Below are 13,956 nucleotides of genomic sequence, written 5' to 3'. Positions count from 1 at the left end.
GGTTTCTTGTCGGTCGCCGCACTTTTACGGTTTCCTCGACGCCCGTACCGCCGAGAAGCAGGTGCGCATGGCCATCGAACAGCAGCAGCCCTTGCCGGCCCTGGGCGGCAAGAAAGATCTCGCCGCCCTGAGCTATGCCATGAGTCCGCAGTTTTTGGGGGACCGGGTCGGGGCGTTCATCTATGCCATTGGCAGCATGCTGGTCACCGCCCATGGCAACCGCCTGGAGTTCTACATGACCGATGCGATCGATCCGCGTTTTGTCAGCAACGCGGCGCGAAACATCGAAAAAGCCACCTGGTTGTTGAGTCAGCGCCAGGACAAGGAGGGCAAGCCCTTGCTGTTCCTGAATTTCCTGCCAGTGCAGTGAGATAGCAAAAGGAATAAAGATAGATCACATCGATATAGGGGAGTTATAAGAAAAGTCGCTATGCTCGCGGCCAGATTTTTTCTAGCAGCGCGCTGAGACGGATTTGATGGATTTCGGTAGTGTCGGTTTAATCGTAGCGGGCCTGGTGGTCGGTTTTATCGTCGGGATGACCGGCGTGGGCGGTGGTTCGCTGATGACCCCGATCCTGTTGTGGTTTGGTATCAACCCTGCGACAGCCGTGGGCACGGACTTGTTGTACGCGGCCATCACCAAGTCGGGCGGCGTGCTGGTCCATGCCAAGAATCGCAACATCGACTGGGCCATCACCGGTTGGCTGACATTGGGCAGCGTGCCAGCGGTGGGATTGACGCTGTGGTTTCTCAGTAGCCTGCACAGTTCTCCCGAAGCCATGAACGCGGTGATCAAGCAGGCCCTGGGGTTCGTGCTGTTCTTCACTGCCCTGGCGATCCTGTTCAAGAAGCGCTTGCTGCAATTCGCCCATGACCGTGCTGGCGGTCATTACAACCCGACCGGCTCGCGACTCAACGTGCTGACCGTCGTGACGGGCCTGGTGCTGGGCACCATGGTCGCGTTGACGTCCATTGGTGCTGGCGCCCTGGGCACCGTGGCCCTGTTCATCCTCTATCCCTTCCTGCTCACCAAACGCCTGGTGGGCACCGAGATCGCCCACGCCGTGCCGCTGACCCTGGTGGCCGGGCTGGGGCACGCCAGTATGGGCAACATGGACTGGCACATCCTCGGTTTCCTGCTGGTGGGTTCGCTGCCGGGGATCTACCTGGGCAGTCATTTGTCGGGGCGGATCTCCGATGAACTCCTGCGCCCTTGCCTGGCGGTGATGCTGGCGATGATCGGGTTCAAGCTGGCGTTCTAGCATCGACTGCCAACCCTTGTGGGAGCGGGCTTGCTCCCACAATAGTTTTCCCTGGCACCTGATGGCCGTCTCTCTTGCTTTTGTATCCGGTTGCGCAATGAATCCGCTGACCTAAGCTTCAGGGCAGGCAGGCGCAGTATCGAGCGACTCTCGCGGAACAATCGCTGCCTTGTGCAATCAGTACAGCGTGACCATCAAAAGGAGAGGCGCATGCTCATTCGGTCCTTGACCCTCGCTACTTTGCTGGCGATTTCCGGCCCCCTGTTCGCCGCCGACGGTGACTCCCCCCTGGTGGCGGAGGTGGGCAAAGCCCGACCCTTTATCGTCATTGCCCCCAGCACCGTCGACCCCGCCTGGGTCAGCTTGAAGAAGGCCCTGGACGAGCCGGCCGGCAAGCAGGGTTTTTCCCAGCGCAACATGGTGCTCTACACCGTGCTTAATACCATGGGCCAGCGTGACGGCAAGGAACTGGACCCGCAAAGCACCATGGCGTTGATCCGTTCGCTCAAGCTGGGCGCCAGTGCCCAGACCAAGTTCATCCTGGTGGGCAAGGACGGAGAGAAGAAGCTTGAACATTCCGGGGCAATCGAACTCAAGGACGTCTTCGACGCGGTCGATAAATTGCCTGCGGCCGAAAAAGAAGCGGTAGCGCCCACTCCACCTCCTGCACCAGAACCTGCTGCCGCCAAGGATGCAAAAGGCGGCAAGCCCGGCAAGGCCGCCAAACCGCCGGCTGCGCCACAGCCATTGGATGATTGATCGCCGGTGGCTATTGCATCACCCCTTCCACTGTGGGAGCGCGCCTGCTCGCGATGACGTCAGTCCAAACACCGGAGTTTGCGGCCGTTCGCCCGGTCTGGCGCCTCAGGCGCAGCAGTCGCATAACCAGGCAGTGCGGTTTAGCTGAACGTAGGGGTCTGCTTTGCAGGCCAGCGGGAGCAAGCTCCCTCGCCACGGTTATCAATCATCCAGCGCGGCCAGGATCCGGTACGCCGCCTTCACCCGTTCTTCGTTCGGGTAGTTCTTGTTGGCAAGCATGACGATCCCCATGTCCTTTCCAGGCACGAACGCCACGTAGGCCCCGAAGCCGCCGGTAGAACCGGTCTTGTTGATCCAGGCGTTGGCCGGCGCAGGGCGTGGTGGTGCGAGGGCGTCTACCTTGTTTGGCGTCATGGCGACCTGGGTCGAGTTGCCGGCCAGCAACTGATCCAAAGTGACCGGGTAAGGGTAGAACTCCCAGCCCAACCCTTGGGTCATGCCGCCGACCGCGTAGAACCCGGTGTGCGTGGTAGCGATGGCCTGGCGCATGGCGGCGTCCAGTTTGTCAGGGTGCAGGTTGGCGTCGACGAACCGAATCAGGTCCGATGCGCTGGTCTTGACCCCGTAGGCTTCGGAATCCAGAGCGCCGGGACCGACCCTGACCGGCCTGCCATCCTTTGCGTAGCCTTGGGCGTATCGGCCCAGTTGTGCCTCGGGCACACGCACATAGCTGTGCTTGAGGCCCAATCCTGGCATCACCGTGTGTTCCATCAACTCGTCGAACGGTTGCCCCATGCTGCGGGCCGCCAGGTAGCCGAACAGGCCGATGCTGGGGTTGGAATACAACCGCTGGGTGCCGGCCGGGTAGAGGGGTTTCCAGGCTTGGTAGTAATCGAGCATCCGGTCCGGATGATCGGCTGCGTCGGGAAATTGCAGGGGCAAACCGCCGCCGGTGTAGGTGGCGAGATTGAGCAGGCTGATACCGTCAAAGGCGCTGCCGCGCAGTTCGGGGGCAAAGTGGCTGGCTGGGTCCGCCAGGGACAGCTTGCCCTGGGCCTGGGCGTAGGCGCCGAGGGTCGCGGTGAAGGTCTTGCTGACCGAGCCGATTTCGAACAGCGTCTGGTCGGTCACCGCGTTTTTCGTGTCCTTGGAGGCCACGCCGTAGTTGAAGTAACGCTGTTGACCATGGTGTGTGATCGCCACGGCCATGCCGGCGATGTCCTGCTGCTTCATCAGGGGCTGGATAACGCCGTCGATCGTGTCTTGCAGGCGGTCCTGGGCAAGCACCGGTGCGCTTGCACAGGCGAAGCAGAAAACACTGGCGAGTAGTGATTTGGCAAATGGCATGGCTGACCGTCTCCGTGGCAGGGGTGGTCAATCTAGGGGCTTTCAGTGTGCTCGGCAATCGCGCCTCCGGCTCTCCACGCCGGCTTCGGAGTTGTCCTACCGAGTCGCAGGCGCTCTCCTACGAGAAACCCTAGCCACACAAACCCACTGCCGCCGGGTAAACTGGCGCTCTTTGCGAAGGAGTCCACATGAGCTACTACCAGTCCGGCATTCTCACCACCCCTGTTCCGCCTCAGGCCCGCCACTTGTTCTTTGCCCTGGAATCGGTGGAGGCGCTGCCGGCTGCCATCGACAGGTTGTCGTTGCTACTGGATGCTCGTATGGTCGTGGGGTTTGGCGAGTCCCTGGTCCAGGCGCTGGGTGCACAGGTCCAAGGGCTGCGGGCATTTCCGGCATTGGCCGGGGTTGGCGTGGACAACCCTTCGACCCAGCACGCGCTGTGGTGCTGGCTGCACGGCGAGGATCGCGGGGAACTGCTGCACCGCAGCCGCGCCATCGAAGCCGCGTTGGCCCCGGCATTGCGCCTGGTGCAGTTGAACGAAACCTTCCGGCACATGACCGGCCATGACTTGACGGGCTACGAAGACGGCACTGAAAACCCCCACGACGACGCGGCTGTCGCGGCGGCCCTGGCCCAGGGCGCCGATGGCTTGCGAGGCGGCAGCTTCGCGGCGATCCAGCAATGGCAGCACGACCTCGACGGTTTCGCCGCGATGCAGCCTCACGAGCGCGACAACATCATGGGGCGTCGCCTGAGCGACAACGAGGAAATCGACGATGCGCCGGAGTCGGCCCACGTCAAGCGCACCGCCCAGGAAAGCTTCGCTCCAGAGGCCTTCGTGGTGCGCCGCTCCATGCCCTGGATCGAAGGTGACCGCGCGGGCCTGATGTTCCTGGCGTTCGGTTTTTCCCTCGACGCCTTCGAGGCGCAACTGCGGCGCATGAGCGGCCTGGAGGACGGTATCACCGACGGTCTGTATCGCATGAGCCGACCCATCACTGGCGGCTACTACTGGTGCCCACCGCTGCTGGGAGGACGCCTGGACCTGCGGGCTTTGGTGCGTTAAGCGCAGCGCTTTGTGCGAAAACACCAGTGAACGCTATCCTTGGGCCCAACGTCTGTGGGTGGAAAGGGGGAAGCAAACGTGGATAAAGTCATCGTGATCACCGGTGGCGGTCGCGGCATCGGGGCGGCCACTGCACTGTTGGCGGCCGAGCTGGGCTACCGGATCTGCATCAATTATCAATCCGATGAAAACGCCGCGCAGGACGTTCTCCAGAGGGTTCGGGCCAAGGGCGCGCAAGCGATTGCGGTGCGGGCCGACGTGAGCATCGAGGATGAAGTGGTGGGGCTGTTCAACCGGGTCGATGCCGAACTGGGCCGTGTCACGGCGTTGGTGAACAACGCCGGGACGGTCGCCCAGAAGGCCCGGCTCGATGAGATGTCCGAGTTCCGTATCCTCAAGATCCTGAAGACCAATGTGCTGGGGCCGATGCTCTGCGCCAAGCACGCCGTGTTGCGCATGTCGCCCCGGCACGGCGGGCAGGGCGGCAGCATTGTCAACGTATCGTCGGTGGCCGCTCGCCTGGGCTCGCCAAACGAGTATGTCGACTACGCCGCCTCGAAAGGCGCCCTGGACTCTTTCACCATTGGCCTGTCCAAGGAAGTGGCGGGCGAAGGCATCCGCGTTAACGCGGTGCGCCCGGGCTATATCTACACCGATTTCCACGCCCTCAGCGGCGACCCGGATCGGGTCAGCAAGCTGGAGTCGGCCATCCCCATGGCCCGGGGCGGCCGTCCGGATGAGGTGGCCGAAGCGATTATCTGGTTGTTGTCGGACAAGGCTTCGTACGCCACGGGGACATTCGTGGACCTGGGTGGTGGTCGCTGACTTCGTGATCTTTATTGTCAGTACAGGCCTCATCGCGAGCAGGCTCGCTCCCATAGTGGATTTGCGGTGAGACAGGTAACTCAGACGCTCCAACAGATCCCTTGTGGGAGCGAGCCTGCTCGCGAGGGCAGTAACAGGCAACCCACTGTCAAAACGATCGAATAATCCGCCCCAACGTCTCCATGGCCTTTTCCGATACCTCTGTCCACGGGCTGCCATAGTTCAGGCGGATGCAATTGCGAAACCGCCGGGTCGGTGAAAAGATCGGCCCCGGCGCGATGCTGATGCCCTGGGCCAGAGCCATCTGGAAGAGTTTCAGCGAGTCCATCTGCTCGGGCAGTTCCAGCCACAGGAAATAGCCGCCCGCGGGCTGGCTGACCCGCGTCTGGGCCGGGAAATAGCGGCCGATGGCGGCGAGCATCGCGTTTTGCTGTTCTTCCAGGGCGTAGCGCAGCTTGCGCAGGTGACGGTCGTAGCCGCCGTGTTGCAGGTAGTCGGCGATGGCGGCCTGGGCGGGCATCGAGGCGCACAGCGAGGTCATGAGCTTGAGCCGTTCGATCTTCTGCGCATATCGCCCGGCGGCGACCCAGCCAATGCGATAGCCCGGCGCCAGGCTCTTGGCGAACGAACCGCAATGCATCACCAGCCCTTCGGTGTCGAACGCCTTGGCCGGTTTCGGCGCCTGCACCCCGTAGTAGAGCTCGGCGTACACGTCGTCTTCGATCAGGGGCACCTGATGGCGACGCAGCAGCGCCACCAGCGCCTGTTTCCTTCCTTCGGACAGGGTCGCGCCCATGGGGTTCTGGAAACTGGTCATGCACCAGCAGGCCTTGATCGGATGGCGTTCCAGTGTCTGCTCCAACACGTCCAGGTCGATTCCGTCACGCGGGTGGACGGGAATCTCCACCGCCTTGAGCTTGAGCCGCTCCAGCACTTGCAGGCTGGCGTAGAAGGCTGGCGCCTCGATCGCCACCAGGTCACCCGGCTCGGTCACGGCTTGCAGGCACAGGTTCAAGGCTTCGAGGGCGCCGTTGGTGATCAACAGCTCCTCCATGGGCAGCATCAGCCCGCCGACCATGTAGCGCAGGGCGATCTGTCGGCGTAGCTGCGGGTTGCCCGGCGACATGTCCGTGACCACCACGCGCGGGTCCATGTTCCGCGTGGCGCTGGACAGCGAGCGAGACAGCCGTTGCAGCGGGAACAGCGTCGGGCTGGGGAACGCCGAGCCAAACGGTACCGTGGTCGGATCCTTGATCGAATCCATGACCGAAAACACCAGTTCGCTGACGTCGACTTCCGTTGATTCCTGCACTTGGCTGCTGACCACCGGCTCGGAAAACGAACTGGGCGTGTGGGAATTGACGAAGTAGCCCGAGCGCGGCCGCGCGCGGATCATGCCGCGTCGTTCCAGCAGGTAATACGCCTGGAATACCGTCGACGGGCTGACGCCGTAGGTCTGGCTGGCGTAGCGCACCGAGGGCACGCGCTGGCCTGGGCCCAGCATGCCGGAGCGGATGAGTTCTGCGATGTCGTCGGCGAATTTTTCGTAGCGTTTCATAGCGGGCCCGGTCTTGAACGATTCAGGGTAGCGCAGCGTATTGGCACAGGTGGCGGCATCTTAAGGCTTCAGCGATTCATCGGTGCCACGAAACGGCTTTTGGCAAGGCTGTAGATGCCGGGCTCATCACTGTCGGTCACCTTGAAGGTCATTTCCTGGGAGCCTTTGGCAGGGTGCTCACTGAGCATCGCCACCGACACCGGCACGTCGACGATTTCCCCCGGCGCCAGGCTCAGTTGCGTCTTGCCTTGCAGGAGCAACCCATCACTGTCCACCAGCGACAATTGATAGTCCTGGCGTTGCTGGGTCTTGTTGATGATCTTCAGGCTGTAGATGTTCTCGATCTGCCCCGCACTGTTTTCGCGGAACAGGCCCCGGTCCTTGCTCACGTCCAGCGACACCATGGGTCGTTGCACCAGTGCGACGACAAGAGCGCCGATCATCACCAGCAGCACGGCGGTGTAGCCGATCAGCCGGGGGCGCAGCAAATGGGTGATGCCGCCTTGCAGCTGGTGTTCGGAGGTGTATTTGATCAACCCGCGGGCGTAACCCATCTTGTCCATGATCGAGTCGCAGGCATCGATGCACGCCGCGCACCCGATGCACTCCATTTGCAGGCCGTCGCGGATGTCGATGCCGGTGGGGCAGACCTGCACGCACATCTGACAATCGATGCAATCGCCCAGGCCGATGTTGGCCGGCTTTGCGTCGCGTTTGCGCGGGCCACGGATCTCACCGCGCGCCGTGTCGTAGGAAATGGTCAGCGTATCCTTGTCGAACATCACGCTCTGGAAACGCGCATAGGGACACATGTGCATGCACACCGCTTCACGCAGCCAGCCGGCGTTGAGGTAGGTTGCCCCGGTGAAGAACAGCACCCAGAACAGGCTGACGCCCCCCATCTGCCAAGTCAGCAGGGCTTCGGCCAGTGGACGGATCGGCGTGAAGTAGCCCACGAACGTCAGGCCGGTCAGCAGGCTGATGGCCAGCCACAAGGTGTGCTTGGCACAGCGCCGCAGCAGCTTTTTCAACCCCCAGGGCGCCGCTTGTAGTTTGATCCGCTGGTTGCGTTCACCCTCGGTGACCTTCTCGCACCACATGAACAGCCAGGTCCACGAACTTTGCGGGCAGGTGTAGCCGCACCATACGCGGCCGGCAAACACGGTGATCGCAAACAGGCCGAATGCCGCGATGATCAGCAGCGCCGACAACAGGATGAAATCCTGGGGCCAGAAGGTCGCGCCAAAAATATGGAATTTGCTTTCGGAAAGATCCCAGAGCACGGCCTGGCGACCGCCCCAGTCCAGCCACACCGTGCCGAAGAACAACAGGAACAAGGCCCCCGCGCCGCTGATGCGCAAGTTGCGAAACAACCCGGTGAAGCTACGGGTGTGGATCAGGTTGTCGGTGCTTCTGGCCTTTATCTTAGGCGGGGCAGGGTCGAAGGTCTGGATCAACTGGACGGGGATTCTATCGCTCATGGTCGGTCGCTCATCAGCCTGTATCTGGCCGGCGCACTATGACCATCGAACTGTTTGCATAACAGACTCAGGTGTATCGAGAAAAACCGGATCAGATGCGGTGAAGCCCAGTCGCTGCGACACTTTGATGCACCTGCGAACGAGCGAACAAGCCCTGTTGCGAACAGTGAACTGTGGGGCAAATGGGGCAGTGCATGGAGGCCTACATAAGTGAGCGCCTACCGCCCCCGAACCAACCACACCCCCTGTGGCGAGGGAGCTTGCTCCCGCTGGGCTGCGAAGCAGTCCCAAACAAGCTGAATGCGGTCAGCCTGAAACACCTCGGTGGCAGATCTTGGGGCTGCTGCGCAGCCCAGCGGGAGCAAGCTCCCTCGCCACAGGGGGTGTGGTTGGTCGGGTGGCAGATGTTCGATCCTACAGATAGACCCCCTCAGGGATTCAGATCGCCGAGCCGCTGTCGGTGGCCTTGAGGTGCTTGCGCCCATCGACTGCCCCGGCCACGGTCAGGGCATCGGCTTCGGCCTCGGTGATGTAGACCCGGTCACCATTGATCTCCACGACGGACATGGCCTTGTCCGGGTCGGTGATGATGGTCAGCTCGCGGGCGGGGCGTCGTTGCGGACCGTTGGCGGTGGTGAAGTGGCAATTCTGATCGGCGTCGATTTTCTCAAGCATGACGTCACTCCTTGCTGGATGTCCTGAACGTTAGGTCGCGCCTGCCTGCGAGGGTTCGTTGCGACTGATCAGCGGTCGGGCGCACCTCTGGCGTCGTGCGCGGTCCATCGTTTATCGAATGAAAACGAGGACGGTCCATGGAAGCCTGGTGGCATGAAGTCTGGATAACCCTGCAGGCGGAATTCGCCGACATCACCGATGCCCAGCAAATGACCCGGGTCACGGTGCGCCTGATCATGGCCGCGCTGCTCGGCGGCATCCTGGGTTTCGAGCGTGAACACAAGGGCAAGGCCGCCGGCGTACGGACCCACATGCTGGTGGCGCTGGGGGCTGCGCTGTTCGTGCTGGTGCCCCAAATGTCCGGCTCCCAGGCCGACGCCATGAGCCGGGTGATACAAGGCGTCGTCGCGGGCATCGGTTTTCTCGGCGCCGGTACCATCCTGAAAAACAACGAAGGCGACGAAGGCCACGTCAAGGGCCTGACCACCGCCGCCGGCCTATGGATGACCGCCGCCATCGGCGTCGCCGCCGGGCTGGGCCGGGAAGCGACGGCGGTGCTGAGCACGTTGCTGGCGCTGGGGATCTTCAGTGTGATGCCGGTGATTGTTCGGGTGTTGGAGAAGGGGGATTAGTCCTGATGTCAGGCCATTAGAGTTTCATCCATGCCTGGGTTCATCAGGTTCGGTAGCTGCTCGAATGAATGCATCATCCAGAGTGCTCGCCTTATATTTGTTCATGAAAGCTGTCCCGTCGTCAAAGGGATGAAAACGACGCTGGCTAATCATGTAGAACATGTCGCAGTTGTTGGCGATTTCATCCACTTGATGGGACGAGACCAGTATGGTTGCCCCATCCTTTACCGCGCCACGAAGGCATCGCCAGATGTAATGGCGAAACTCTGGATCAACACCGGCTGTGGGCTCGTCCAAGATTATAAAATCGGCGGGGATGCTTAGTAGTGTGAGTGTGAAAAACCAGCGTGTTTCCCCATAACTGCACAATGAGGATTTTTTGTTCCATATCTCTTTGTAGCGATTGACGATTTCTGGACTCCATCTGGATAGTTTTTCCAGCGCTTTTGTCTGGTCTATGTTTTTGTCGGACGAAAGTACCGTGACCATGCGGAAGATGTCACGCATGCGGAATGCAGATGGCGTAGTGATGATTTGGGATAGGTAGAGAATTTTTTTAAACTTTCTCTCGATGGTGCCGGTCTTGATTTTTTTCAAGTTGCAAATTGCGTCGAAGAAGCTGGTTTTTCCTGAGCCGTTTGGCCCCAGTAATCCGACTGTTGAACCTTGCTTGATTTTCAGGTCAGCCTGGAACAAGAGGCACTTGTCGTCATAGCTGAGCTCTATGTTCTTTACTAATAGAAGATTCAAGAGTATCGGCTCCATACAGGATTTATTCTTAAATTGCGCTGGGCGAGTCCATAGGCGATCCAGAAAGATAAAATAATCAGCGTGGGTGACTGTGGGGCGAGAAACGGGTCTTCGGTCATTAATTTATTCGCAAGTGCCAAGGGGTTGGTGATGTTCATGATGCTGGCGGTTTCAAGGGGGGGGATTGAGCCCATGATGCCTAACGCCAGCATGCAGAAAGAAAGTATTGAGAATAGGGTGTTCGAGTTCTGGAAATTCATGGGGAGTAGAGTCAAGAGGATGCCTATCGTGCAGAACAGTAGAAAGCAGAAATAAAAGCGTATGACGATTGTTAGGGCTTCGTTGAGGGCGTAGCTGCCAAAGGAAGGTCGGGTAATGAGGTAAAACACTCCACAGTAAATCAGAGCGATAAGGGAGTAGGCGAGTAAGTGGGAGCGAAGGAAGAGGCGCTTGGTTTTCGGTGTGTATATAAATGACCTCATGAAACCGCTTTCTCTGCGGCCGATTATGTAAAAGGAAAAGCCGAATAGCGCAACGCTGGAAGAAATGTAAGCGTAAAACCAACCTGCGGTGAGAATGTAATCCTTCGTGAAGTACGTTGGATCTTGCTTCGTTATGGCGAGCAAATAAAAAAGCGTAGACGGTGACAAGATGATCCAGAAAAGTGCGATGGGCTCCTTTAGTTGCTCCTTGATGAAAAGCCACGTGAGTGTCAGGGTCCTGATGCGCATATTGAACTCGTTGTCAAATTAGGTGGGGCAATATTTAGAGAGTCTGGATGGATTTTGCAATCATGGATTTCCCATGTTGCACGAAGCGTCTTTCACGCTCCGGAGAAAGTTCTTACACGACCTTTTATTCAAAATGAGTAAGGCGAGCGGAGTGGAAGAGAGGCAATGAAGGGATAGAAAAGAAGTATCTTATGGCGTGACAAGCAATTGCGTCTGATTCGAGTCTTCAAACGCAACGTCTATTAGTTGTTTTTCGCGTGGGAAATTTCCGACATGTTCGGCGAGATTTTTTGGTCTTACATTCTCTGCGAGCCGACGAACGGTCATCTTTGATCAGGGCGAGGCGCGGCGTTCATTGCTTTGCCTCCCCCGGTGAGCAACTAGTCTTATGGCGCCACCCGCTCCGGCGGCGCCTCGCTCGGCGGATCGCCCAACGGCGGCTGCGGATCCAGCTGGGGGTCTTTTTCCGGGATGGGTTCCGGGTCGGGGCCGGGTGGGGGCAGGGTGGGGTTGTCGATGTTCGGGTCGGGGGTTTCGGCTGGGATGGGGATGTTCATCGGATGGAGTCTCCGTCACCTAACTGGCTTGAGTCGTGCTTATGGTTGTTGACCACCCTTTGTCCACTTTGATCCGGCTGCATCGGGCAAATTGCGCTGAACTTTTAGCCGCCGGTCCGGTTCGGAGTTTAAGTGAGTTTTGTCAGGACCCGTTGGGCCATAACCGCCACAAGCGCGTCCCTGAGGCGTAGAAGGAGCGATGCTCGATGACTGCTGAATACCCGACTGACCAGGCGTACCACCCGCACTTGCCGTTGTCCCACGCCTTGTTGTTGCCGCGTATTGCCATTGAAAACACCATGCCGGTTATCGACGGCGGGCAATTTGCCGCGAAGGCCCTGGCGGGGCGCGATGTGACGGTGACCAGCAAAGTGTTCACCGACGGCCACGACAAGCTGGCCGTGCGCATTCGCTGGCGTTCGCTGCAAGACGAGGTGTGGAACAGCGAGGTCATGACCGACCTGGGCAATAACAGTTGGCGTGGTCAGTTCAACGTGCCGGAGCAGGGGCGCTATCTGTTTTGCATCGAGGCCTGGTTCGACCAGTTCGCCAGTTTTCGCTATGAGCTGGAGAAGAAGTACGCCGCCGGAGTGCCCATCAGCCTGGAGCTGCAGGAGGGGCGCAACCATGTGCAGCAAGCGGCCGAGCGCAGCGAAGGTGAGTTGAGGGAGCGCTTGACGGCCTTGCACGACGAGCTTTGCGGCCTGTTGCCGGCCGAGCAAGTGGCGCTGTTTCTCATGCCGCATAGTGCTGATCTCATGTCCCTGGCCGATCACCGTCCTTATTTGAGCATCAGTCCCGAATACCCGTTGGATGTGGAGCGCGAGCGGGCGGAGTTTGCCAGTTGGTATGAGCTGTTTCCGCGCTCGATCACCGACGATCCCGCCCGCCATGGCACCTTCAACGACGTGCACTCGCGCCTGGCGGTTATCCAGGACATGGGCTTCGACGTGTTGTACTTCCCGCCGATCCATCCCATCGGCCGCAGCTTTCGCAAAGGTCCGAATAACTCCCTCACCGCCGGGCCGGACGATCCGGGCAGCCCGTATGCCATTGGCAGTGAAGAGGGCGGGCACGAGGCGATACACCCGCAATTGGGCTCGCGGGAAGACTTTCGCCGCCTGGTGAAGGCCGCCGAGGCCCATGGCCTGGAGATCGCCCTCGATTTCGCGATCCAGTGTTCCCAGGATCACCCCTGGCTCAAGCAGCATCCCGGGTGGTTCAGCTGGCGACCGGACGGCACGATCAAATACGCGGAGAACCCGCCGAAGAAGTACCAGGACATCGTCAACGTCGATTTCTATGCAGCGGACGCCATTCCGAGCCTGTGGCTGGAGCTGCGGGACGTTGTGTTGGGTTGGGTCAACGAAGGCGTGAAAATGTTTCGCGTCGACAACCCTCACACCAAGCCTTTGCCGTTCTGGCAATGGTTGATCGCCGATGTGCGCGCCCGGCACCCGGAAGTGATTTTCCTGGCTGAAGCCTTCACCACGCCGGCGATGATGGCGCGGCTCGGCAAGGTCGGTTATTCCCAGAGCTACACCTACTTCACCTGGCGTAATACCAAGGCCGAACTGGCGACCTATTTCAGCGAGCTCAACGAGTCGCCCTGGCGCGAATGCTATCGGCCGAATTTTTTCGTCAATACCCCCGACATCAACCCGGCGTTTCTGCATGAGTCGGGGCGCCCGGGCTTTTTGATCCGTGCGGCGCTGGCGACCATGGGCTCGGGCCTGTGGGGCATGTACTCAGGGTTCGAACTGTGCGAGTCGGCGCCGGTGCCAGGCAAGGAGGAATACCTGGACTCGGAGAAATACGAAATCCGCCCACGGGATTTCACCGCGCCGGGCAACATCATTGCCGAGATTGCCCAGCTCAACCGCATCCGCCGACAGAACCCGGCGTTGCAGACGCACCTGGGCCTGAAAATCTACAACGCCTGGAACGACAACATTCTGTATTTCGGCAAGCGCACGCCCGACGGCAGCAATTTCATCCTGGTGGCGGTGAGCCTCGATCCGCATAACCCACAGGAAGCCCGTTTCGAATTGCCCCTGTGGGAGTTGGGCCTGCCGGACGATGCCCAGACCCAGGGCGAGGACTTGATGAGCGGGCATCGCTGGACCTGGTACGGCAAGTATCAGTCCATGCGGATCGACCCGGCGTACCAGCCGTTCGGGATCTGGCGGATCAGTGTGGGGTGAGGCAGAAGCAATCGTTGTGTGATGGCTTTTGTGGCGAGGGAGCTTGCTCCCGCTCGGCTGCGAAGCAGTCGTAAATTGTCAGGGGCCGCTGCGCGCCCCAGCGGGAGC

General features: G+C 60.2%; 13 protein-coding genes and 1 pseudogene. 7 read left to right on the top strand and 7 right to left on the bottom strand.

The window, feature by feature from the left end:
• Positions 1 to 28 precede the first annotated feature (28 nt).
• The 3 genes and pseudogenes from ACODSJ_RS06320 to ACODSJ_RS06310 all read left to right on the top strand — a co-directional run.
• Positions 29 to 352 (top strand): annotated as a pseudogene (locus ACODSJ_RS06320) (hypothetical protein); the annotation flags it as partial.
• A gap of 124 nt (positions 353 to 476) precedes the next feature.
• Positions 477 to 1,262 (top strand): sulfite exporter TauE/SafE family protein, encoded by a 786-nt coding sequence (locus tag ACODSJ_RS06315; RefSeq protein ID WP_489100896.1) that lies wholly within the window; start codon positions 477 to 479, stop codon positions 1,260 to 1,262.
• Positions 1,263 to 1,472: 210 nt separating this feature from the next.
• Positions 1,473 to 2,021, top strand: coding sequence for a DUF4174 domain-containing protein (locus tag ACODSJ_RS06310; protein WP_489100895.1), 549 nt, complete (start codon positions 1,473 to 1,475; stop codon positions 2,019 to 2,021).
• Between the two features lie 201 nt (positions 2,022 to 2,222).
• Here ACODSJ_RS06310 and ampC read toward each other — a convergent pair whose 3' ends face one another.
• Entirely contained in the window at positions 2,223 to 3,368 is a 1,146-nt protein-coding gene (gene ampC / locus ACODSJ_RS06305; protein ID WP_489100894.1) for a class C beta-lactamase, read from the bottom strand.
• Positions 3,369 to 3,556: 188 nt separating this feature from the next.
• Between ampC and ACODSJ_RS06300 the strand changes: the two genes are divergently transcribed.
• Positions 3,557 to 4,435 carry a Dyp-type peroxidase gene (locus tag ACODSJ_RS06300; protein ID WP_489100893.1) on the top strand — a complete coding sequence of 293 codons (879 nt, stop codon included), beginning with the start codon at positions 3,557 to 3,559 and terminating at the stop codon, positions 4,433 to 4,435.
• A 78-nt stretch (positions 4,436 to 4,513) separates the two neighbouring features.
• Positions 4,514 to 5,260, top strand: a complete 747-nt coding sequence (locus ACODSJ_RS06295) for an SDR family oxidoreductase (RefSeq protein ID WP_489100892.1) — start codon at positions 4,514 to 4,516, stop codon at positions 5,258 to 5,260.
• A gap of 148 nt (positions 5,261 to 5,408) precedes the next feature.
• On the opposite strand, the gene mapR is transcribed toward ACODSJ_RS06295, so the two are convergent.
• From mapR to ACODSJ_RS06280, 3 genes are all read right to left on the bottom strand, one after another.
• The gene (gene mapR, locus ACODSJ_RS06290; RefSeq protein WP_489100891.1) at positions 5,409 to 6,818 is read right to left on the bottom strand and encodes a GntR family transcriptional regulator MpaR; all 1,410 of its coding nucleotides are present in this window, start codon (positions 6,816 to 6,818) and stop codon (positions 5,409 to 5,411) included.
• 68 nt (positions 6,819 to 6,886) lie between these two features.
• Positions 6,887 to 8,299, bottom strand: a complete 1,413-nt coding sequence (gene ccoG / locus ACODSJ_RS06285) for a cytochrome c oxidase accessory protein CcoG (RefSeq protein ID WP_489100890.1) — start codon at positions 8,297 to 8,299, stop codon at positions 6,887 to 6,889.
• A gap of 438 nt (positions 8,300 to 8,737) precedes the next feature.
• Entirely contained in the window at positions 8,738 to 8,974 is a 237-nt protein-coding gene (locus ACODSJ_RS06280) for a DUF3203 family protein (RefSeq protein ID WP_489100889.1), read from the bottom strand.
• Positions 8,975 to 9,111: 137 nt separating this feature from the next.
• Between ACODSJ_RS06280 and ACODSJ_RS06275 the strand changes: the two genes are divergently transcribed.
• Positions 9,112 to 9,606, top strand: coding sequence for an MgtC/SapB family protein (locus ACODSJ_RS06275; protein ID WP_489100888.1), 495 nt, complete (start codon positions 9,112 to 9,114; stop codon positions 9,604 to 9,606).
• 24 nt (positions 9,607 to 9,630) lie between these two features.
• Here the strand turns inward: ACODSJ_RS06275 and ACODSJ_RS06270 are convergent, their stop codons facing one another.
• The 3 genes from ACODSJ_RS06270 to ACODSJ_RS06260 all read right to left on the bottom strand — a co-directional run bounded on the left by ACODSJ_RS06270 (position 9,631) and on the right by ACODSJ_RS06260 (position 11,644).
• Positions 9,631 to 10,356, bottom strand: a complete 726-nt coding sequence (locus ACODSJ_RS06270; protein ID WP_489100887.1) for an ATP-binding cassette domain-containing protein — start codon at positions 10,354 to 10,356, stop codon at positions 9,631 to 9,633.
• Positions 10,353 to 11,087 (bottom strand): ABC transporter permease, encoded by a 735-nt coding sequence (locus ACODSJ_RS06265; RefSeq protein WP_489100886.1) that lies wholly within the window; start codon positions 11,085 to 11,087, stop codon positions 10,353 to 10,355. Before ACODSJ_RS06265 ends, ACODSJ_RS06270 begins: the two co-directional genes overlap by 4 nt.
• Before the next feature lie 386 nt (positions 11,088 to 11,473).
• Complete coding sequence (locus ACODSJ_RS06260) at positions 11,474 to 11,644, bottom strand: hypothetical protein (protein ID WP_489100885.1); 171 nt, start codon at positions 11,642 to 11,644, stop codon at positions 11,474 to 11,476.
• 206 nt (positions 11,645 to 11,850) lie between these two features.
• Here ACODSJ_RS06260 and ACODSJ_RS06255 point away from each other — a divergent pair, with 206 nt between their 5' ends.
• A complete protein-coding gene (locus ACODSJ_RS06255) occupies positions 11,851 to 13,848 on the top strand; it encodes an alpha-1,4-glucan--maltose-1-phosphate maltosyltransferase (RefSeq protein ID WP_489100884.1) in 1,998 nt (665 codons plus the stop codon).
• Positions 13,849 to 13,956 lie beyond the last annotated feature (108 nt).

The sequence above is a fragment of the Pseudomonas sp. FG6 genome (assembly GCF_057809015.1).
This window is presented reverse-complemented; position numbering and strand designations above follow the sequence as displayed.

What these genes read in the sequence shown, in the direction of transcription:
- ACODSJ_RS06280 (WP_489100889.1), bottom strand. Translation starts at nt 8,974, where the DNA reads ATGCTTGAGAAAATCGACGCCGATCAGAATTGCCACTTCACCACCGCC.
- ccoG (WP_489100890.1), bottom strand. Translation starts at nt 8,299, where the DNA reads ATGAGCGATAGAATCCCCGTCCAGTTGATCCAGACCTTCGACCCTGCC.
- ACODSJ_RS06300 (WP_489100893.1), top strand. Translation starts at nt 3,557, where the DNA reads ATGAGCTACTACCAGTCCGGCATTCTCACCACCCCTGTTCCGCCTCAG.
- ACODSJ_RS06310 (WP_489100895.1), top strand. Translation starts at nt 1,473, where the DNA reads ATGCTCATTCGGTCCTTGACCCTCGCTACTTTGCTGGCGATTTCCGGC.
- ACODSJ_RS06255 (WP_489100884.1), top strand. Translation starts at nt 11,851, where the DNA reads ATGACTGCTGAATACCCGACTGACCAGGCGTACCACCCGCACTTGCCG.
- ACODSJ_RS06260 (WP_489100885.1), bottom strand. Translation starts at nt 11,644, where the DNA reads ATGAACATCCCCATCCCAGCCGAAACCCCCGACCCGAACATCGACAAC.
- ACODSJ_RS06275 (WP_489100888.1), top strand. Translation starts at nt 9,112, where the DNA reads ATGGAAGCCTGGTGGCATGAAGTCTGGATAACCCTGCAGGCGGAATTC.
- ACODSJ_RS06265 (WP_489100886.1), bottom strand. Translation starts at nt 11,087, where the DNA reads ATGCGCATCAGGACCCTGACACTCACGTGGCTTTTCATCAAGGAGCAA.
- ACODSJ_RS06315 (WP_489100896.1), top strand. Translation starts at nt 477, where the DNA reads ATGGATTTCGGTAGTGTCGGTTTAATCGTAGCGGGCCTGGTGGTCGGT.
- ampC (WP_489100894.1), bottom strand. Translation starts at nt 3,368, where the DNA reads ATGCCATTTGCCAAATCACTACTCGCCAGTGTTTTCTGCTTCGCCTGT.
- mapR (WP_489100891.1), bottom strand. Translation starts at nt 6,818, where the DNA reads ATGAAACGCTACGAAAAATTCGCCGACGACATCGCAGAACTCATCCGC.